The organism is Nocardia sp. NPDC127606, from assembly GCF_042671725.1.
In the GTDB taxonomy this organism is placed as follows: domain Bacteria; phylum Actinomycetota; class Actinomycetes; order Mycobacteriales; family Mycobacteriaceae; genus Nocardia.
This window is the reverse complement of the sequence record NZ_JBHXWQ010000003.1, coordinates 247281-266370: the sequence shown is the minus strand read 5'-3', so window position 1 is coordinate 266370 and position 19090 is coordinate 247281. Positions and strand designations below refer to the sequence as shown.

The following is a 19090-nucleotide window of genomic DNA, read 5'->3' as shown; positions in this document are numbered from 1 at the left end:
AGTAGTACTTCACCGACGTCGACGCTGTGGTGGCGACAACGTCGGTGAAACCCCTCACCGACACTGATGCCGTACGAGGGGCAAACGGTTCGCGGCGAACCGCCGCCGGGGCATGACGCATCTATGTTCCGACGGCCGGTGCTGGTGCCGGTAGTGAGGAACACGGAAATGACACCTTCGAGGAACGACACGGCGCGGCAGCTCGCCGCGTCGGCCGATCTCGAGGCGGCGCGGCGACAACGAGACACCGACAGCCGAACACGGCGCGACACCGCTGAGTTCGTCGCGCTCCGGCCGCTGCGCGGCGATGCTCAGTTCACCGCTCCTGACACACCACCACAATCGAGCACCCGTCTCACGGAGAGCACCGACTCAGGCGATCGAGGCATCACCGACCACGTGCGGATGTTCGGCATCGCTGTGACGCAGGCTGGTTCGTTCCGGTGACACCCCGCCGATCGGCATCCCTGCCAGCATGCGCAGCGCCAACCGCACGAACGCGAAGTGCGTCCGCAGAGCCCGCGGTGAACGGGCAACGGAGGCAACGGTGCACGTACCGGTCGGTGCGGGAACTCCAGCGAATCTGTCGGTGAGCCAATCGAGAATCGCTGGGACGATGAGGAATTCGAGTGGCAGGTGCGAGCCTCGGCGCACGCGCAGGTAGCGCACCGTCGCGCCGGCCTGCTCGTAGCGCCGCACGTGGGCGTCGATATCGGCGACGGCGATCACCTCGTCGTTCACCCCCTGGACGATGAGCAGCGGCGCGGCGGGCGCGCGCGTGCCGGGTTCGATGTCGGCGAGGATGCGGCGCAGGACGGGTTCGGCGAGCAACTCCCCCATGCCGGCGCGCAGATGCCGGGTCACATCGCGACGGGCGAACCGCAGCAGCAACGCGAAGGTGCTGCGCTCCTCGGCCTCGCCGAGGAGACCGCGGTATCGCGCGTCGAGGTGATCGCGCAGTACCGGATCGAGTTCCGGATAGGCCTGCCGCAATCCCGCGACGAACGCCGCGGGGAACCCGGCGAACCACCCGCCGTTGAGACGAACGAACGCGGCGGCCGGGTCACCCACCGGTGAACCCGCCGCCGCACCGACGATATTCAGCTCGGGCGCGTACTCGGCGGCCAGTTCCGCGGCCCACGCCGTCGCCAACCCGCCACCCGAATAGCCCCACAGGGCAACCGGCGTGGTGGGCGTCAATGCCATCGGGGCGAAGTCGAGCGCGGCCCGAATCCCGTCCAGCGCACGATATCCGGGTTCACGTGCCGCCCCGAACCGGCCATCCGTCCCTTCGTGATCGGGTACCGACACCGCCCAGCCCTGCTCCAGGGCCATTGCGATGATCGGCAGCTCGAGCGGTGCGATCGAACCGATCGTCCACGCGCCGCTCCGCAACGCGTACGACGGAAAGCACTGCGGGGCAACAGCATCGATCGCGCACTGGAACGACACCAGCGGCCGGGGCCGCGCGGCGGCGCCCCACGGCAGCAGCACTGTCGTCACCGACACTTCCGGCGCACCGTCGAGATCGCAGGTGCGGTACAGCACTTGCCAGGCCGTGATCCGCTGCCGGATCACCCCGAACAACGCGACGTCCACCGGCCGCGACCGCACCACCGTCCCCGGCGCGAGCACCTCGAAACCGGGTGGAGCGTCGTAGAACGGGTCGTCGGGCGGGAGCAGCGGTGCGTCGTGCCGGGTCGGCGCCGGGGCTTCGACGGTCATAGGCTGCCGCCGCCACCGAAGAACCAGGGGTTGAACGCGCAGGTCAAGGTGGGACTGCCTTCCGGATCGAGGGCACGCAGCGCGATCGAGGCGGCGCGCGGGGAATACATCATGGTCAGGTGGTCGGAGATGTCCTGCTCGCAGCCGTTCTGCAGGGCGATGTTGTCGACGGTCGCGTCCGGTCCGGCCCGTAGGAAGGCGAGGTCGAGGGGATTCATCACCTCGTCGTAGCGGGAACCGACCACGGTGTAGGCGACGCCGGGCACGGTGTCACCGGTGGCGTTGAGGGTGGTGTAGAACGACGAGCCGATGGCCTGTTCGACATTGGACGCGCCGATGATCGGCCGGTAGAAGCCCATGATGTCGATGCCGGCGTTGTTGATCATGCGGCCGAGGGTGGCGATCCCGAGCAGCGAGGTGCCGTGGTGGGTGGCGCCGAAACTGACGAGCTTGCCCACCTTGCCCTGGCCGCCTTCGAACTTCAGGTAGTGATTCGCGATGGTGCCGCCCTGGGAATGGCCGACGATGTCGACCTGGTCCGCCCCGGTCGCGGTACGTACTCGTTCGATGAAATCGGCGACCTGACGGGAGGAGTCGGCCATCGGGCCCACCCCGTAGCGCCCCGGCAGCACGGCGCCGAGCCCGCCGGCCTCCAACAGCCCGGATTTGCCGAAGTTCAGGGCGAACACGCAGTACCCGGCCTTGGCGAGGCGGGGCGAGAGATAGGAGAAGGTGTCGTAGGCGTTGAGCCAGGTGCCGTGCAGCAGCACCACCGGGCGCGGGTGCTGCGCCGAGGGCTTGCAGTCCCAGCGGTTGGCGCCGGGCGGCGCGGCGTCGGGGTGGAGCAGGCCGTAGGCGAAGGCGGGCAGGTAGGCCGACATCTCGGGGCCCTCGCCGACCGCGTCGGAGGCGCGGCTGCCCGCCGAACCCGAACTGCTGCCCGAGGCGCTGCCGGTGTCGGCGATGGCGGTGGGGATGCGACCGTCGGCGGCGGCCACCGTGCCCGCGTTCACGTATTCGGCCAGCGAGGCGATCGTCGGCTCCAGTGCGGGTGCCGCGCCGGCCGGGCCGGAGGCCGCGGTCAGCGCCGCGGCGATGCCGATTCCGCACAGCGCGCGGCGAAGGGAATGCGTCGTTGCAATCATGGTTTCACTTCCGTAGATCCGCGTCGACGAACAGGTAGCTCGGACGCGCTCTGCGAATCTATGACCCAGGCCACAGTGATGTCACTGCACCGGGTAACGAGAAACTCTGGACGGGATTGGCGTGGGAGCCAAGTTCTGTTCGTTTTCGATCGGATGGTCCACTACCGGGCTGTCGTCGGACACAATCGAGTCATGCTCGCCGAACACCCCGTTTCCGAACTCCCCGCTCTGCCCGCGCTGACCGCGCGTCTGCTGACGCGCTGGCCACAGATCTCCGAACGCATGCTCGCCGCTGGTCTCGGCGCCAACGCGCCCGCCGAACTGCCCGACGGCCACTTCACCGCGGAAGTGCTCCCTACCATCTACGCGTGCGGTCGAGCCGTGCTCGAGGCGATCGGCGCCGACCGGGAGTTCACCTACGCCGAGGTCGCGGCCTTCGTCGCCCCGGTCGCCGAGCGTCACGCCGAGGACCGGCTGCCCTTGCCGATGCTGATCGGCGCGATCCACGGCTCGGCGCAGTCGGTGTTCGCGGAGGCGTTGTCGCTGGCCCTGCCCACCGAGACCGCGGAGATGGCGCGGGTGGGCAACCGCCTGCTCGACCTGCTGCGCCACATCAACATGACGGTCGTGGAGACCTACACCGAGGTCGAGCAGTCGATCTATCACGCCGAACGCGAGGCGCGCCGGGAGCTGTGTTCGGCACTGGTGCGCGGCCTGCCCGCCGAGGAGCTCGCGGCCCGCGCCGACACGATCCTGGCCGACCAGTACACGGTGCTGGCAGTCCATCTGAGCGAGCCGCCGCGCGTGGGCACCGCGGCCAACCTGGTGACCAGGCGACGGATCCGGGTGTTGCAGCGCGCATTGGACGAACTCACCGGCACCACCACCCCGGCCACCTTCGACGGCGCTCACGGCATCGCGTTGCTGAGTCACAGTTCCGAAACCGACGTCCTCGACCCGGCGAAGTTCGACGAACTCGCCGACCGGCTGCGCGCCCAGTTCGGCGTACCGGTGTATCTGGCCGAATTCTCCGGTGTCAGTCGTGACGCTATTCCGGCCGCGGCGAAGGACGCGACCGAACTGACCGAACTGGCGCGACTACGCGGCAAGCCCGGCGGCTGCTATCGGCTCGACGATCTGCTGCTCGAATATCAGCTCACCCGACCCGGCCCGGCCCGAGAACGCCTGGCGCAGCGGGTGATTCCGCTCTTGAGCAGTCCGCACCTGATCGACGCGCTGGAAGCGCATCTCGTGCACGGAGCCGACCGCAAAACTGCGTCACGACTTATTCACGTGCACCCGAATACGTTTACCTATCGCCTGCGCAGGATTGCCGAACTCACCGGTCTCGACCCAGCCGATCCGAAAGATTCACGCATGCTCGCCGCGTCGCTCACGGTGTATCGACTCGATTCTCTGGAGAACGAAAAAACCCGCTATTCGGCGTGTGCTCCGAATAGCGGGTAATTCGTTTCCCGACAAGGAAAGTCTTACTTGTCAGCGCTCTTTACAGGTAGGCGCTGCACACCGGCCAGGCGCCGGGACCCTGGGCGGCCAGCACGTTCTCGGCCACGCGGATCTGCTCTTCACGGCTGGCGTTGTCGGCGGTGCCGGCGCCACCGTAGGCTTCCCAGGTGCTCTGCGAGAACTGCAGGCCGCCGTAGTAGCCGTTACCGGTGTTGATGTTCCAGTTGCCTGTGCTCTCGCACTGCGCCACGGCGTCCCAGTTGTTCGCCGAGGCGGTTGCGGTGGTCAGACCGGCCGGAACGGCGATCATCGCGCCGGCAACAGCGGCAAGACCAAGGGCACGGGTGGTGAACTTGCGATTGAAAGACATAAAGTATTTCCTGCCTGCGCCCACCGACTCGGTGATGAAAACTTCCGCGTCCCTGCCCCTCAGTCATGTCGGGGATCCTCGAATCACGGGGCAGGCTTTCCGGCGTTCTGCGATTCGATTCGGCTCGGGTTGTTGTTCAAGCCGTGATCGAATGTAGCCGGTTTGCGACCTGAGATCACGTACCGATCACGACGCTATTTGTAGCGACCATTGTCCAAACGAACACCGTTCACCCCTGGTCGACCGTAATAAATCCGTAATCACACCACTGTTGTTATAGCACCGTAATGTGACGGGGCTCATGCGGAACAAGAGACCCCCGTCACGTTTCTTTCCCGGCAATTCGGGCAAGCGGCCCACGCCGAGCCGGGGGATGATGGGTGAAAGGAGGCGCACATGAGCACCCGCCGGACCCTGTTCACCGTCATCGCCCTGGGCTTGGTCGCGGCCGTGAGCGTAGGCCTCTACCTGTTCCAGCCGTGGCGACTGTTCACCACGGTCACCGTCGACGAGGCGCCGATCGTCGCGGTGGACGGCGCACCACCACCGGTGATCGCCGAGGGCGCCTTCGTCTCCCATGAGCACGACACCTCCGGCACCGCCCAGCTCCAGCGCACGTCGGAGGGCACGGTCGTGCTCCGAATCGTCGACCTGAACACCTCCGACGGGCCTGCCCTGCACGTCTGGCTCACCGATCAGCCGGTGATCGTCGACGACTGGCACAACTTCGACGACGGCAACCACATCGATCTCGGCTCCCTGAAGGGAAACGAGGGCAACCAGAACTACGAGCTGCCCGCCGGCACCGATCTGTCCACGGTGAAGTCGGTCAGTATCTGGTGCGAGCGCTTCCACGTGTCCTTCGGCGCCGCCACCCTCGTTCCGGCGTAGCGAACGGCCGGGCGGGTAACGACCGGTCAGGCGAGCAAGCGACGCTCGGTGGCGACAGCGACCGCCGCCGCGCGGGTGTCGACGCCGAGTTTGTCGTAGATGCGGCCCAGATGCGTTTTCACCGTGGCCTCGCTGATATGCAGGGCGCGGGCGATCTCGCGGTTGCCGAGGCCGTGGGCGAGTTGGCCGAGGATGTCACGCTCACGGGCGGTGAGCGTGGGCCCTGGATTGCGCATCTTGGCCATCACCTTGGCGGCGACCGGGGCGGACAGGGCGGTCTGCCCACTGGCCGCGGCGTGGATGGCGGCGAACAGTTCCTCCGGCCGCTCGGCCTTGAGCAGATATCCGGTGGCGCCCGCCTCGATCGCGCGGGTGATGTCGGCGTCGGTGTCGTAGGTGGTGAGCACCAGGACGTGCGGGGTCGGCGCGGGCTGGGCGGTGATCCGGCGGGTCGCTTCGACGCCGTCCATGTCGCTACCGAGCTGGAGGTCCATCAACACCACGTCCGGGTTCAGGTTCGCGGCCAGCGTGACAGCGGTCGGCCCGTCGGCGGCCTCCCCGATGACCTCGATATCCGGCGCGCTCGTCAGCAGCGCGTGCAGTCCGGCGCGGACGACAGCGTGATCGTCACAGATCAACAGGCGCACGGTGGTGGTCACAGGTGCCGATGGTAATGCGATCGGCACCTACCGCCGCGCGTTCGGTCAGGGGACGAGCGGAATGGCGGCGGAGAGCACGGTGCCGTCGCCAGGCGCGGACTCGATCGTGCAGGTGCCCCCGAGTTGGCGCACCCGCGCACGGATCGCGGGCAGGCCGTGGCCGCGATGTTCTGCCGGATCGGCGTGCGTGTCGGGGTCGAAGCCGCGTCCGTCGTCGGCGACGTCGAGCACGATCTGGTCGTCGAGGCTGGTCAACGTGATCGTGGCGGTGGTGGCCGCCGCGTGTTCACGCACATTGGCCAGCGCGCCCTGGGCGATGCGCAGCAGTGTGGCTTCGACCCGCTGCGGCAACGGTCCCGGCGTCCCTTCTATATGGCAGCGCACGGTCAGGGTGCCGGTCGTCTCCCGTTCGGCGAGTGCGGCCAGCGCGGCGGGCAGCGATCCGCCCGCGGCGAGGTCGGCCGGTGCCAGGTCGTGGACGAAGCGGCGCGCCTCGGTCAGGTCGCGTTCGGCGATGGCGGCCGCCGAGCGCAGATGCGTGTGCGCGAGGTGCGGATCGCTGTCCCACACCAGGTCGGCGGCTTGCAGGAGCATGCGCTGGCTCGACAGACCCTGGGCGAGGGTGTCGTGGATCTCCATGGCCAGCCGTTGCCGTTCGGCCAGGGTGCCCTCCCTGCGTTCGGTGGCTGCCAGTTCCTGCCTGGTCCGCACCAGGTCGTCGATCAGCGCGGCCTGGCGTTCGGCCTGACGGCGCATTCCGACGAACAGCGCCGTGGTGACCGCCGCCACCGCGGGTGGGGCGAGCACCAGATTCGGATCGAGCCATCCGGCGATGCGTACCTGGCTCACCACCACCAGCGCCGTGAGCGCGACGACCAGGATCACCGCGACCCGCTCCGACAGAATCCGCAACCCCGTGTACACCAGCGGCACCGCGCACCAGGCGAAACTCGGCGCGAGCACCACCAGCACCGACCAGGTGAGCACCAACAGCGCGAACCACGCCAGCCGACCCGACTGCCGCAGCTCGCTCAGCGCGTACAGCACCGCGATCACCACGGAAAGGACGACGATCAACGGCGTCGACCGGGTCTCGCTGTGCCGGATCAACCATCGCATCAGCGAAGCGGCCAGCAGGACATAAAAGGCACTGTGCACGATGACGGCAAGCAGTCGCGTGTCGTCCCGCTGGGCGCCGAGCAACTGAGTCATGTCGTCCACCTGCATCTCTCGGCGGCTACGGCCGCGGGTTCTCGCCCACGAACGTGTCCGGGGCCTGGGCAAACTCCGATTCTCCCCCGGCGATCGCCCGCAGTGGGTCATCCGATCGGTTGACCCGGGTGTCGACCGATCCGGCCCCGGAGTGCAGCCGGTACGCCGATCCGCACGGGCCCCGAAGCGAACAGGATGGATATCAACAGGCCACGGCAAACCGCCGGCCGGCCGAGATCCGCACAGGAGCAGTCATGACCGCCAAGTCCACCACCCGCAACCGTCTCATCATCGCCGGCGCCACCGCCGGTGTCGTCGCTGCCGGTGTGGTGGGCGTCGTGACTGTCCAGGCCCAGGATCAGGACCCGGCCACCCGCACCCCCGTCGTGGTCAACGCCGCCGACGCCAACCTGGCCCAGTCGACTCACCTGTCGATCGCCGCCGCCACCAAGGCCGCGCAGACCGCCCTCGACGCCGCCGCCAAGGAGAACCAGCGGGTGAGCGTCGCGGTGGTCGACCGCAACGGCAATGTCATCGTCACCCTGCGCGGCGACGGCGCGGGCCCGCAGTCCTACGACGCCGCCCAGCAGAAGGCCTTCACCGCGGTCTCCTGGAACGCCCCCACCACCGAACTGGCCAAGCGCCTCGAGTCGGCTCCCCATCTGGCCGACATCGACGGCACCCTCTTCCTCGGTGGCGGCGCCCCGGTGAAATCCAACAACGCCCCGATCGCGGGCATCGGCGTGGCAGGCGCCCCGAGCGGTGACCTCGACGAGAAGTTCGCCCAGGCGGGCGTCGCCTCGCTCGGGAGCTGATCAGGATCTGAATTGCTGTCGCCCTGTCGAATTCGGCAGGGCGACAGTGTTCATTCGGTGCGGCGAGCGCGGGCTCGGCGTTTGCCCTCGTGCATCGCCTGGACTCGGGCGATCGGAATGGTGTGGCCCTCGGCGATCAAGTCGGCCGGAAGTGCTTGTGGTGCGGGCATTTCCGTGGCCCAGGGGTCGGCGTCGCCGAGCAGGTTCGGCGCCGTGCGCAGGGTGAAGTCGGCGGGGGTCACCGAGTCGATGTCGTTCCAGCGCAAGGGAAAGGACACCGGTACTCCCGGGCGGATGCGCGGGCTGTATGCCGCGATCACCGTCGCGCCACCGGCTCGTGTGGAGTCGAGAAAGACCTTGCCCGCACGGTCCTCGCGGATGAACGCGGTGGTTCCGACGGTGGGGTCGATGCGCTCGGCCCTGGCCGCGACGGCCCGTGTCGCCGCCGCGGCGTCCTCGATCGCGACGCCGGGCTCGATCGGCACGTAGACGTGTAATCCCTTGGCGCCGCTGGTCTTCACCGCACCGGCGAGCCCGTCGGCCGCCAGCGCGGCCCGGATCAGATGCGCACCCGCGGCCGCGTCGCGAAACGTCTGCCCCGGTGAGGGATCCAGATCCAGCACCAGGTGCGTCGGTCCCGCGCTGTGGTCGACCGGCAGCAGCAGCGGGTGGTACTCCACCGCGCGCTGGTTTCCGAACCACAGCAGCGTGCGCACGTCGTCGCCGAGCGCGTAGGTGACCTCGCGATGCGAACTCTCCGCCCACACCGTCGCGCGCGGAACCCAGTCCGGGGTGTATTTCGGCAGGTTCTTCTGCATGAACGGCTCCTGCCCCGGCCGCACCCGCACCACCGACAGCGCCCGCCCCCGCAACACCCGAACGAGCCGCTCCCCCACGAACTCGAGATAGTCGACCAGATCCCGCTTGGTCGCCTCGGCCCCGTCGAACAACGGCTGATCGAGATTGCTCATCTCCACCCCACCGCGCAGCTCTTTGCTGGTCATCGCCCCACCTTGCCCCGCTGCCAGGAGGTGGTCAACCACCACCCGTTTTGGTCGATCACCAGGTCGTCGGCTATCGTATGTTCCGCGCGGCTCACCCCGGTGAGCTGTGGTTCTGGCCCCGTCGTCTAGCGGCCTAGGACGCCGCCCTCTCAAGGCGGTAGCGCGGGTTCGAATCCCGTCGGGGCTACAACGAGAACTCCTCGGTCATGGTGACCGGGGAGTTTTTTTGTGCCCACGCCTTGTTCCCCACGTGCAACATATTGACAGACGTTGCACGATTCATACACTGTAGGAAACGGTGCAGGAGGTGACGTGATCGAGCAGACGGCGCTGGAGAAGCGACTCCGGGACGCGGCGGCGCGTCCCGATGCCGTGAGCGCGTTCCGCGCCGCCAGGGCCGTATTCCTGGCCGGGCACCGCCTCGAGATGAAGGAACTGGCCGTCGCGCTCGGGGTGAACCGGGCGACGCTGTTCCGGTGGGTCGGCGGGCGCGACGAACTGCTCGCCGAGGTGATCTGGTCGGTCGCCGAGCCGACATTGCGGCGCGCGGCCGCCGCCGCTCCCGGTCACGGCGCGTACCGCATCGCGACGACCCTCGGCGATTTCGCGCAGGCCACCAACACCTCCTACGCCTTCCGCCAGTTCCTGCTGCGCGAACCCGAACGGTCACTGCGACTGCTCACCACGCGCGCGGGATCGGTGCAGCACCGCGTCGTCGCGATCGTGGAAGAACTACTCGCCGAAGAGATTTCGGCCAAAAATCTCGATCCGCTGCTGCCGGTGCCGGAGTTGGCGCTGCTGCTGGTGCGGATCACCGAGACCTTCATCTACACCGATGTGATCAGCGGTGAGGAACCCGACGCGGCCAGAGTTGTCCGGGCGTCATTGGTTCTGCTGGGCGAACGGCCCGAACAGTAAGTCAGCGAAAGGACACCATGAAGCGCTCCATCTTTACCGAGGACCACGACGCCTTCCGCGCGTCGGTCGCCGAGTTCGTCAAGCGCTCGATCGCGCCGAATGCCGAACGCTTCGTCGAAGAACGGGCGATCGACCGTGAAACCTGGCTCGCGGCAGGCGAACTGGGCTACCTCGGCCTCGGCGTGCCCGAGGAGTTCGGTGGCAGCGACGCGGGCGACTACCGGTTCAACGCGGTGTTCGGCGAGGAGCTGTCGAAAGCGGGCGCCGCGATCGCGTCGTCGTTCGGCATCCACTACGACGTGTGCGCGCCCTACATGGTCGAGCTCACCAACGATGAACAGAAGCAGCGCTGGCTCCCGAAGTTCTGCACCGGCGAGATCATCACGGCCATCGGCATGACCGAGCCGTCGGGCGGTTCCGACCTGGCCGCGCTGAAGACCACCGCCGTGCGCGACGGCGACGACTGGATCGTCAACGGCTCGAAGACGTTCATCACCAACGGTTTCAACGCCGATCTGGTGATCGTCGCCGCCCGCACCAGCCCGGAGAAGAAGGCCAAGGGCATCACGCTGTTCGTCATCGAGACCGGGATGGACGGCTTCACCCGCGGGCGCAAGCTCGACAAGGTCGGTCAGCCCGAATCCGATACCGCCGAACTGTTCTTCGACAATGTGCGTGTCCCCGACGCCAACCGGCTCGGCGAGGTCGACCGTGGCTTCATCGCCATGATGGAGCGGCTGCCGCAGGAACGCATCGGCGCGGCGATCTCCAACCTCGCCCATGCCGCGGCGATCCTGGACGAGACGCTGCAGTATGCCAAGGAGCGCAAGGCATTCGGGCAGCAGATCGGCAGCTTCCAGTACAACAAGTTCCTGTTCGCCGAACTGGTCACCAAAATCGAAGTGACACAGGCGTTCGTCGATCAGGGCATCGTCGCCCACGCTGCCGGTGAGCTGTCCGCGGTCGACGCGGCGAAGGCCAAGTGGTGGTCGGCGCAGGTGCAGAACGACGTGCTCGACGCGTGTGTGCAGTTGCACGGCGGCTACGGCTACATGCGTGAATACCGGGTCGCGCGGGCGTGGATGGACGCCAGGGTCACCAAGATCTGGGCGGGCTCCAACGAGATCATGAAGGAACTGATCGGCCGCGATCTGGGTCTGTAGCAACGGATAGCGTCGCGCCCGGCGTAGGAGCCACCGGGCGCGACGCGTCGCCGGTCAGCTCAGGATGATCGGCAGCGCGGCCAGATCGTTCTGCGTGAGCACCGGCAGGTTGCCGATCTCACTGTCGGGCACGGCAAGGCGCAGCTTCGGGAAGCGGGCGAACAGCGCGGGCAGCGCGATCGCGGCTTCCAGACGCGACAGCGCGGCGCCGGGGCAGATGTGCGGGCCGTAGCCGAAGGCCAAGTGGCGGTTGGCGGTCGGGCGCGTCACGTCGAACTCGTCGGCGGTCTCGCCGTGCACCGCGGTGTCGCGGCCGACGGCACGGTAGGACATCACCACACCCTCACCCTTGGCGATCACGGTGTCGCCGACAACGATGTCCTCGGTGGCGAAACGCATCAGCAGGTGCGAGACCGGGCCGTCCCAGCGCAGCGATTCCTCGATGACCTGCTTCCACTCCACGTCCCCGGCAAGGACTTTCGCCAACTGCTCGGGTTCGGCGAGCAGCGCGCGCACGGTGTTGATGATCAGGCTGACGGTGGTCTCGTGGCCGGCGGCGACGAGGGCCTTGATGTTGCCGATCGCCTCTTCCTCGGTGAGCGGCTCGCCGCCCTCGTCGGCGGTGACGAACGCCGACGTCAGATCATCGGCCGGGTCCGCGATCTTCTGCCGGACCAGGTCGGTGAAGTACACATCGAGGCCGCTCATCACCGCGAGGCGCTCGTCCTGCGGGGTCATCACCGAGAAGAACTTCTTGTACCACTCGAGCAGCTGCGCGTGGTCTTCGCGCGCGACGCCCATCAGGTCGCCGACCACGCGCATCGGCAGCGGATAGGCGAAGACCTCCTTGAGGTCCACTGGAGCGCCATCGGCACCGGCGGCCTCGAGGTCGTCGAGCAGGTCGGCGGTCAGCTGTTCGATCACCGGACGGAGCTCTTCGAGCCGCCGCGGGGCCAGTGCCTGGGCGGTCTTGAGCCGCAACCGGCGGTGCTCGGCACCGTCGACGCTGAACATCGAACGGTCGACGAGGACCATCCCGATCAGCGGCCACTGGGTGGTCACCACGCCGTCGGCGTACAGCGACCACGCGTTGATGTCCTTGACCAGCCGGGTGTCGGTGGTCAGCTGACGTGCGACGGCGTGATCGGTGACGGTCCAGGCGGGCACACCGAGCAGGTCGATCCGGGTGATCGGACCGAGTGCTCGGAGTCGGGCGGTTTCCCCGTTGAGGTCACCGACCATGGGGTCGATGGCGAAAGGGCATGGCGAGCTCACGAGAAACCTCCGACGGGTCGAACTGGTGTGAAACGAACGGGCAGTGCGGTCATGCCCCGAAGGAAAGCCGAAGGTCGCCGGGTGAGCTGGTCGACGGGCACCCCGAGGTCGACATCGGGAAGCCGGTCGAGCAGCACCTCGATCCCGGTCCTGGCGATGATCTCCGCGATCTGCTGCGCCGGGAAAGGACAGCGATATTCGCCGTAGCTGAACGCGAAGTGGGCGTTGTTGCCGGTGGGTACGGAGCCGCCCTCGGTAAACGATTGACGCACATGCGGATCGAGATTGGCGGCCGCGAGGCCGAGCAGCAGCAGGTCGCCCGACCGAATCGTTTTGTCGGCGAGACGGGTGTCGCGCGCCGCCCACCGGCCCGCCAGAATCGAGGTGGGCCCCTCTTCCCAGAGCACCTCGTTCATGGCCTCGCCGACACTGCGCCTGCCACCGCCGAGCGCGTTCGCGAACCGGTCGTCGGTGAGCATCAACCGCATCGAACTGCCGAGCCAGTCCGCGGTGGTGAGGTGACCCGCGGCGGCGATCGCCATCAGGTCGTTCATGTATTCCTCGTCGGTGAACGGCTCGGGGTCGGCCAGCATCATCGAGGCCAGATCCCCAGCGGGACGCGCTCTTTTCGCCGCGACCAGGCGTGCCATGTGTTCGGCGAAGCGGGCGTGCCCGGACTGGGCGTCGGCGCCGCCGTCGGCGAGCTGCTTCATCGCCAGGGCGAGGTCTGCCGCATCGATGTCGGGCAGACCGAGGATGCGCGCCAGAGCGAGAGCGGGCAGCGGCACCGCGAACTCGGCGATCAGGTCGGCGCTGCCGCGACCACAGAACCCGTCGACGAGGCGATCGGCCAGTTCCTCACAGGCTCTGCGCAATTCGAAGTGATCCACCGCGTCCAGTGCCGGCTCCACCATCGCCAGGTGCCTGCGGTGTTCGGCGCCCGCGGTGAAGTAGATCGAGGGCATCGGGTGCCCGATCATCGGCAGCAGCGGCCAGTCCTCCGGTACCCGGCCCCACTGATTCCACAGCGACACATCGCGCGGGAACAGCAGCGGATCGCTGGTTACCTGGTGCAGTTCGCGATAGCCGATGATCAGCCACGCCGGAAACCCGCCGGGCAGCTCGACCTCGACGACCGGGCCGTGGTCGCGGCGCATCCGCCGGTAGACCTCGTGCGGTTCGATATGGAACTCGGGCCCGCTCAACGGCACCGCGCCGGTGATCGGGCAGGCGCCGGTCGGTGTGCTCATCAGACGGTTTCTCCCTGCGGGACAGCGGAATACAGGTGCTCGACCAATGTGATCAGTACCTGCTTGCTCGATTCGCGCGAGCGCGCGTCACACATCACCAGCGGCACGGCCGGATCGAGATCGAGTGCGTCACGCACAGCCCCGGGCGTATGGGAATCACCGAAGTCGTTGCAGGCGACCACGAACGGGGTGCCCTGATGTTCGAGCCGGTCGATCGCGTACCAGGAGTCGCTGATCCGGCGCTGGTCGACCAGCACGATCGCGCCGAGCGCACCGGCGAACAGCCGGTCCCACAGGAACCAGAACCGCTGCTGCCCTGGAGCTCCGAACAGATACAGCACGTGTTCTTCGTCGAGGGTGATGCGGCCGAAGTCGAAGGCGACGGTGGTGGTCGACTTGCCGGGCACACCGCTGGTGTCGTCGACACCTTGCCCGACGTCGGTCATGGTGGCTTCGGTGTCGAGGGGCCGGATCTCGCTCACCGAGCGCACCAATGTCGTTTTACCGACACCGAATCCGCCGATCACCACGATCTTCAACCCGTGCTTTGCCGTGCTGTGCAGCGGCGCTCGAGCCCGCTCGGGCACGTTCTCAGAGCTTGCGAAGTCCAACGAGCACCTTCTCGAGGGTGGAAGCGTCCAGCGACATCGCCGCCGACAGCGGTGGGCGCACCGTGATCTTGCCCGAGGCCAGCAGGTCCGAGAGCACGACCGTGGCCACCCCGACGGGCAGGCGCAGCTCGGCGGCGATTTCCACCACGGCGGTCGGCGCCCGGCACATGTCGAGGATCGCGGCTTGCTCCGAGGACATGCCCGCGGTGGGCGCGGACTCGCTGACTACCAGGGTGACCAGGTCGAAGTCCTCGGTCGCGGGGGCGCGGCCGCCGGTCAGCGTATAGAAGCGGTCGGGATCGTCGTCGCGACCTGCCCTGGTCACTCGATCGCTCCGCGTCTGGGTTGGGCAGCCAGATGCTCGCCGAGCTGTTCGACGAGCTCGTGCATCGTGTGGCCGACCAGGCCGGCGTCGGCGTCCTCGGCGGCGACCACCGCCAAGTGCGCGCCGCGCCCCGCCTCGACCACGAACAGGATGCCGCCGTAGAACTCGGTCATCGACTGGCGAACTCCGCCACGCCCGTCACCGAATTCGACGGAAGCCCCGTGCGACAGGCTCTGGAATCCGGCGGCGATGGCGGCCAGCTGATCGGCGCGGTCCACATCGAGTTCCGGCGTATGGCAGATCTTGAGCCCGTCGCCGGACAGCAGCAGGGCGTGCCTGGCGCGCGGGGTGCGGGCGAGCAGCTTCTCGAGCAGCCAGCCGAGGTGGGCGGGGGCGGTGGTGGTCATCGGTCCTCCATGGGGTCGGGAGCCGCGGCGGCGCTGCCCGGTTCGTGGCTTGCGTTGGTGCGGCCCGGCGCGGAGCGCTGGAAGGCACCGAGGGCGGTGGGCTTGGCCGGTGCCGCCTTGGCGGCGGGTGCGGCGGTGAGACCTTCGGGGTGGACCTGGGCCAGGGTGTCGCCCCGGCGTCGTTTCGGCAGCGAGGGCGAGGTCGGGACCGCGCCGTCGGTCTCCGGTCGCGCGTGCTGGCCGACGGGCTCGCTGAAATCCATGGTGCCGGTGTCGGTTCTGCGCGGGATCGGAGTGTCGAACTGGCTCAGCGTGGCAGGTTCGGCGAAGCGCGGCGCCGCCACCGCATTGCGACTGCGGCGTTCGGCGCGGGCGGTGAGCTCGCGCGGGATGACAACGACGACCGCGGTGCCGCCGATCGCCGACGGCCGATACGACACGGTGAGTTCGTGTTTGCGCGCCAGATGCCCGACCACCGCGAGCCCGAGCCGGGTTCCCGACAGCGAGGCGAGGTCTACGCCCTTGCCCTTGTGATCACGCCCGGTGACAGCGGCTTCGGCGCGGCGCAGCGCGGAATCGCTCATGATCAGGCCGCTGTCCTCGATCGTGATCACCACGCCCGCGGGCACTTCCGCGGCGTAGACGTGCACCTCGGTGGTCGGCGGCGAGAAGTTGCAGGCATTGTCGAGGAGTTCGGCCAGTGTGTGCATCACGCCTTCGGCGGCGTGCCCGGCGATGCCGACCTCGGCGATCGCCCGCAGTCGTACGCGCTGATACCCGGCGACACGGCCCATCGCGCCGCGCAGAATCGATTCCATCGCAATCGGTTTCGCCCAGCGGCGGCCGGTGCGCGCACCGGACAGGACCGCGATGCTGTCGGCCAGGCGTCCCGCCTGGGCGGTGCGATGGTCGATGTGGAGCAGGTCGGTGAGCACTCGGGGGTCGGCGTGCCGGTGTTCCATCTCCCGCAGTTCGGCCAGCATCGAGGTGGTCATCGCCTGGATGCGGCCCGCCGCACCGGCGAAGGCGGCCAGTGCCGCCGCACCCCGGCGAGAGTTCTCCTGGGCTTCCCACGCGTACGCGGCGGTGTGCTCGTCGGCCTGGGTCAGGCGCGCGCTCGCCTCGGCCACGGTGGCGGCCAGTTGCTGCTCGGCCTGCTCGGCAGTGGCCAGGCTCGCGCGGGCCTGCGCGCGCTGACGCAGTGCGAACCACACCGCCGGGCAGCCGATCAGTGCCGCGGCCACCGCCGCGGCGAGCACCGGGATGCCGATGGCCGGTGGCGTGAACACCGCGGTCACGGCGGCGATCGCCACCACCGCCACGCCGGCGCCGAGCACCACAGATCCGGCGTAGTCGCCGGACGCCTTCGGCGCAGCTACTGTCTGTGCCATCGGCAGTACTTCCGCAGTACTCACAGGCCCCCTGCCATCAGTGGTCGATCAAACACGCAGCAAGGCAGCCTGTTTCGAAGTCGGAGTCGAGCATATCGAGCCCCCGCCCTACCTGCCAGTCGACCGACCAGGGTTCACCGGCCGTTGGGGTACGGGTCAGTATCGGGCCTGGTCACGACAGGTGGGGCGAGACGGTGATCACGTGGCGAGAGCAGGTGCGATGACCGTGGCCATGGCCCGATAGCCGGAATCATTGGGATGCAGGTGATCACCGCTGTCGAAACCGTCGGCCAGACGGGTGCGATCACCGGGAGTGGCCAACGCTTGTTCGAGATCGACCACCGTGTCGAAGGCGCCCGACTCCCGAATCCAAGTGTTCACCTCGGTGCGCAACCGCTCCCGCTCGGGCGAGTAGTACGCCGACCCGGCGAACGGCAGAATGGTCGCGCCGACGATGCGCACACCCGCCGCGCGCGCCTGCGCGATCAACGCGCGATATCCGGTGACGAGCTGGTCGGCCGAAACCGGTGGGAACACAACCCCGTCCGGTCCCGCGCTGTCGGACAGGCCGATGTCGTTGATCCCGATCAGGACGACGGCGGTGCCGACGCCCGGTTGGTCGAGAACGTCGCGACGGAACCGCGCCAGCGCGCTGTCGCCGAGCACGGTCGAGTCGGTGAGCAGCCTGTTGCCACTGATTCCGGCATTGACCACCGGCCCGTGGTGGCCTACCGCCGCGAGTTGGTCGGGGTAGCGCAGGTCGGCGTCGAGTGTGGAGCGGTAGCCGTCGGTGATCGAATCGCCGAAGGCCACGGTGACGTCGCCGGTGCTCGACCGCAGCGTCTCGATGCCTGCCACGTAGTACCAGGACTGCGAGGTATCGGTGAACGGTGCCGCCGACGGGTCGGCGGCGTGATCGCCCTGCGCCCGGTAGCTGGTGGCCAGCGACTGGCCGTGCTGGGTCGCGGGGCCGGTGGGTCGGTCGAAGTAGAGAGTGACCGCGACCGATGCCCCCACGGTGTGTACCGCGTCGCTGATCACCTCGGCCCCCGGCGCGATCACGAAGGTGGACTGCCCACCAACCCTCAACCCCCGTACCGATTCCGGGACGATCGCCGCTCCCCCCGCACTGGCGGCCACCGTCGCCGCCGACACGGGCAGGGGGTACTCGCCGAAGCGGTTCGACAACCGAATCCTGACCTGCGGCCCTTCTTGCGACAGGCGAAACACCTGTCGCACAGTCTGGTCGGCGAAACCCATCGCCGACCAGTTCTGGTAGACCGGGTACTGCACCGCGGTCGTCCAGGCACTCGACCATGTGGTTTCGGTGTCGCGAGCACCGAACGCCACCAGGACCAGCGCGGCCACGGCGGCGACGGGCGCGGCGATCCACCGTAGGCGCACCGTCAACGCAGCGACCATGTCATGCCGAACGGCGCGAGGGCGTCGAGGAATTCGAGCGGCTCGAACAGCTCCGCGGGCGACTGCGCGCCCGGCTTGCCCACACCCGCGGCGATTCGCGTCGCGACCTCCACCGCGAGCTGGGCGCTGTTGCGATAGGCGTCGGGGCCGCTGCCGATACCACGCAGAGTCCGGCCGTCGCGGTGGATGTCGACGACCATCGAGTACGCGGCCGGGGCCGACGGTGTTTCGGGCGCCGCGTCCAGATCGGCTTCGGTGACGGTGCCGACGATGTCGAAGATCGTCTTCGCGAGTACGCCCTCCACCGAACGCGCCGTGGTGTGGCGCGGAATCGTCACCACGGAGGGTTGCGGAAACTTCATCACTGCAATGGGTTCCGTCTCGTCAGGAAGTAGGAAGGTGGTCCGGCGGGGCTGGGGACCGGTGTGGAATTCGCCGTCGGACCACGACAGGCCGCCACTGGTGAAGACATCTAGATTCTGGAAGACGGTGCGCATACTTCCGCGCGAGCCCTCGCCGCCGGGCGTGGCGACATGGCTCAGGACGATCTCGTCGGCGCCGCCGAGTCGCTCGGCGCCGAGGTGGGCGAGCAGGTCGCCGAAGATCCCCGCTTCGGTGGTCGCGGTCGAGAGCGTCACCCCGGCTTCTGCCGCGAGCGGGCCGAATTCGGCGAAGACCTTCTCGACGAAGAGCTGTTCGCCCGCGACGTCGACGTAGTGGACGCCGGCGGCGATGGCGGCGCGCAGCACTCCCTCGCCGCGACCGGTGTAGTCGGGCAGCGTACTGATCACGGCGTCGACGTCGGCGAACGCGGCGACGAGCGCGGCGTGATCGTCGGCCTCGGCAACGCGGACCTCGGCGTCGAGTCCGGCGAGTCGCGCGGCGTTGCGGCCTACGACCACGGTCTCGATACCGCGCTCGCGCAGTTCCCGCACCGCGAATGTTCCGACGTGGCCACTGGCTCCGTAGACGGCGATCTTCATGTCGTGCTCCTTGTTCTCATCGGGCTGATGAACACAGCGTATGAGCCATCGATGAGA

The 19090-nt window shown here is 68.2% G+C and carries 18 protein-coding genes, 1 tRNA gene and 1 pseudogene; 6 read left to right on the top strand and 14 right to left on the bottom strand.

The annotated features are described in order from the left end of the window. Nucleotides 1-372 precede the first annotated feature (372 nt). Nucleotides 373-1725, bottom strand: coding sequence for a lipase family protein (locus tag ACFVJ5_RS16915; protein WP_379221055.1), 1353 nt, complete (start codon nt 1723-1725; stop codon nt 373-375). Continuing rightward, nucleotides 1722-2870, bottom strand: coding sequence for an esterase/lipase family protein (locus ACFVJ5_RS16910; RefSeq protein WP_379221053.1), 1149 nt, complete (start codon nt 2868-2870; stop codon nt 1722-1724). Before ACFVJ5_RS16910 ends, ACFVJ5_RS16915 begins: the two co-directional genes overlap by 4 nt. 192 nt (nt 2871-3062) lie before the next feature. On the opposite strand from ACFVJ5_RS16910, the gene ACFVJ5_RS16905 reads away from it, so the two are divergent. Next, nucleotides 3063-4337: a PucR family transcriptional regulator gene (locus ACFVJ5_RS16905; RefSeq protein ID WP_379221051.1), complete on the top strand. Its 1275-nt coding sequence runs from the start codon at nt 3063-3065 to the stop codon at nt 4335-4337. Nucleotides 4338-4380: 43 nt separating this feature from the next. Here ACFVJ5_RS16905 and ACFVJ5_RS16900 read toward each other — a convergent pair. After that, nucleotides 4381-4707, bottom strand: a pseudogene (locus tag ACFVJ5_RS16900) (transglycosylase family protein); the annotation flags it as partial. Between the two features lie 396 nt (nt 4708-5103). Between ACFVJ5_RS16900 and ACFVJ5_RS16895 the strand changes: the two are divergent. Then, nucleotides 5104-5598: a DM13 domain-containing protein gene (locus ACFVJ5_RS16895; protein WP_379221049.1), complete on the top strand. Its 495-nt coding sequence runs from the start codon at nt 5104-5106 to the stop codon at nt 5596-5598. A 26-nt stretch (nt 5599-5624) separates the two neighbouring features. Here ACFVJ5_RS16895 and ACFVJ5_RS16890 read toward each other — a convergent pair whose 3' ends face one another. Together ACFVJ5_RS16890 and ACFVJ5_RS16885 are read right to left on the bottom strand one after the other, a co-directional pair. After that, nucleotides 5625-6257 carry a response regulator gene (locus tag ACFVJ5_RS16890; protein ID WP_379221047.1) on the bottom strand — a complete coding sequence of 211 codons (633 nt, stop codon included), beginning with the start codon at nt 6255-6257 and terminating at the stop codon, nt 5625-5627. A gap of 45 nt (nt 6258-6302) precedes the next feature. Further along, the gene (locus ACFVJ5_RS16885; RefSeq protein WP_379221045.1) at nt 6303-7469 is read right to left on the bottom strand and encodes a sensor histidine kinase; all 1167 of its coding nucleotides are present in this window, start codon (nt 7467-7469) and stop codon (nt 6303-6305) included. A 254-nt stretch (nt 7470-7723) separates the two neighbouring features. Between ACFVJ5_RS16885 and ACFVJ5_RS16880 the strand changes: the two genes are divergently transcribed. Then, nucleotides 7724-8284, top strand: a complete 561-nt coding sequence (locus tag ACFVJ5_RS16880; RefSeq protein ID WP_379221044.1) for a heme-binding protein — start codon at nt 7724-7726, stop codon at nt 8282-8284. 50 nt (nt 8285-8334) lie between these two features. Here ACFVJ5_RS16880 and ACFVJ5_RS16875 read toward each other — a convergent pair whose 3' ends face one another. Then, the gene (locus tag ACFVJ5_RS16875) at nt 8335-9288 is read right to left on the bottom strand and encodes a DNA polymerase domain-containing protein (RefSeq protein WP_379221042.1); all 954 of its coding nucleotides are present in this window, start codon (nt 9286-9288) and stop codon (nt 8335-8337) included. A gap of 114 nt (nt 9289-9402) precedes the next feature. On the opposite strand from ACFVJ5_RS16875, the gene ACFVJ5_RS16870 reads away from it, so the two are divergent. From ACFVJ5_RS16870 to ACFVJ5_RS16860, 3 genes are all read left to right on the top strand, one after another. Continuing rightward, nucleotides 9403-9475: transfer RNA gene (locus ACFVJ5_RS16870), tRNA-Glu, on the top strand. Between the two features lie 125 nt (nt 9476-9600). After that, entirely contained in the window at nt 9601-10206 is a 606-nt protein-coding gene (locus ACFVJ5_RS16865) for a QsdR family transcriptional regulator (protein WP_379221040.1), read from the top strand. Between the two features lie 17 nt (nt 10207-10223). Then, nucleotides 10224-11369 (top strand): acyl-CoA dehydrogenase family protein, encoded by a 1146-nt coding sequence (locus tag ACFVJ5_RS16860; protein WP_379221039.1) that lies wholly within the window; start codon nt 10224-10226, stop codon nt 11367-11369. Between the two features lie 54 nt (nt 11370-11423). Here the strand turns inward: ACFVJ5_RS16860 and ACFVJ5_RS16855 are convergent, their stop codons facing one another. From ACFVJ5_RS16855 to ACFVJ5_RS16820, 8 genes are all read right to left on the bottom strand, one after another. After that, complete coding sequence (locus tag ACFVJ5_RS16855; RefSeq protein ID WP_379221037.1) at nt 11424-12644, bottom strand: cytochrome P450; 1221 nt, start codon at nt 12642-12644, stop codon at nt 11424-11426. After that, nucleotides 12641-13894, bottom strand: a complete 1254-nt coding sequence (locus tag ACFVJ5_RS16850) for a cytochrome P450 (RefSeq protein WP_379221035.1) — start codon at nt 13892-13894, stop codon at nt 12641-12643. The genes ACFVJ5_RS16855 and ACFVJ5_RS16850 overlap by 4 nt, the downstream gene beginning before the upstream one ends. Next, on the bottom strand, nt 13894-14481 hold the full coding sequence (locus ACFVJ5_RS16845) for an ATP/GTP-binding protein (RefSeq protein WP_379221033.1): 588 nt from the start codon (nt 14479-14481) through the stop codon (nt 13894-13896). The genes ACFVJ5_RS16850 and ACFVJ5_RS16845 overlap by 1 nt, the downstream gene beginning before the upstream one ends. 4 nt (nt 14482-14485) lie before the next feature. Continuing rightward, on the bottom strand, nt 14486-14830 hold the full coding sequence (locus ACFVJ5_RS16840; RefSeq protein WP_378633080.1) for a DUF742 domain-containing protein: 345 nt from the start codon (nt 14828-14830) through the stop codon (nt 14486-14488). Continuing rightward, nucleotides 14827-15237: a roadblock/LC7 domain-containing protein gene (locus ACFVJ5_RS16835; RefSeq protein ID WP_378633077.1), complete on the bottom strand. Its 411-nt coding sequence runs from the start codon at nt 15235-15237 to the stop codon at nt 14827-14829. Before ACFVJ5_RS16835 ends, ACFVJ5_RS16840 begins: the two co-directional genes overlap by 4 nt. Beyond that, nucleotides 15234-16628, bottom strand: coding sequence for a sensor histidine kinase (locus ACFVJ5_RS16830; protein ID WP_379221031.1), 1395 nt, complete (start codon nt 16626-16628; stop codon nt 15234-15236). Before ACFVJ5_RS16830 ends, ACFVJ5_RS16835 begins: the two co-directional genes overlap by 4 nt. A 198-nt stretch (nt 16629-16826) precedes the next feature. Then, on the bottom strand, nt 16827-18032 hold the full coding sequence (locus tag ACFVJ5_RS16825) for an SGNH/GDSL hydrolase family protein (protein WP_379221882.1): 1206 nt from the start codon (nt 18030-18032) through the stop codon (nt 16827-16829). A 2-nt stretch (nt 18033-18034) separates the two neighbouring features. Next, nucleotides 18035-19033: a saccharopine dehydrogenase NADP-binding domain-containing protein gene (locus tag ACFVJ5_RS16820; RefSeq protein WP_379221029.1), complete on the bottom strand. Its 999-nt coding sequence runs from the start codon at nt 19031-19033 to the stop codon at nt 18035-18037. Between the last annotated feature and the right edge of the window lie 57 nt (nt 19034-19090).

Bases quoted from the DNA above. Each gene is read 5' to 3' on its own strand.
- ACFVJ5_RS16860 (WP_379221039.1), top strand. From the start codon at position 10,224: ATGAAGCGCTCCATCTTTACCGAGGACCACGACGCCTTCCGCGCGTCG.
- ACFVJ5_RS16875 (WP_379221042.1), bottom strand. From the start codon at position 9,288: ATGACCAGCAAAGAGCTGCGCGGTGGGGTGGAGATGAGCAATCTCGAT.
- ACFVJ5_RS16915 (WP_379221055.1), bottom strand. From the start codon at position 1,725: ATGACCGTCGAAGCCCCGGCGCCGACCCGGCACGACGCACCGCTGCTC.
- ACFVJ5_RS16850 (WP_379221035.1), bottom strand. From the start codon at position 13,894: ATGAGCACACCGACCGGCGCCTGCCCGATCACCGGCGCGGTGCCGTTG.
- ACFVJ5_RS16895 (WP_379221049.1), top strand. From the start codon at position 5,104: ATGAGCACCCGCCGGACCCTGTTCACCGTCATCGCCCTGGGCTTGGTC.
- ACFVJ5_RS16880 (WP_379221044.1), top strand. From the start codon at position 7,724: ATGACCGCCAAGTCCACCACCCGCAACCGTCTCATCATCGCCGGCGCC.
- ACFVJ5_RS16885 (WP_379221045.1), bottom strand. From the start codon at position 7,469: ATGACTCAGTTGCTCGGCGCCCAGCGGGACGACACGCGACTGCTTGCC.
- ACFVJ5_RS16830 (WP_379221031.1), bottom strand. From the start codon at position 16,628: ATGGCACAGACAGTAGCTGCGCCGAAGGCGTCCGGCGACTACGCCGGA.
- ACFVJ5_RS16820 (WP_379221029.1), bottom strand. From the start codon at position 19,033: ATGAAGATCGCCGTCTACGGAGCCAGTGGCCACGTCGGAACATTCGCG.
- ACFVJ5_RS16835 (WP_378633077.1), bottom strand. From the start codon at position 15,237: ATGACCACCACCGCCCCCGCCCACCTCGGCTGGCTGCTCGAGAAGCTG.
- ACFVJ5_RS16910 (WP_379221053.1), bottom strand. From the start codon at position 2,870: ATGATTGCAACGACGCATTCCCTTCGCCGCGCGCTGTGCGGAATCGGC.
- ACFVJ5_RS16905 (WP_379221051.1), top strand. From the start codon at position 3,063: ATGCTCGCCGAACACCCCGTTTCCGAACTCCCCGCTCTGCCCGCGCTG.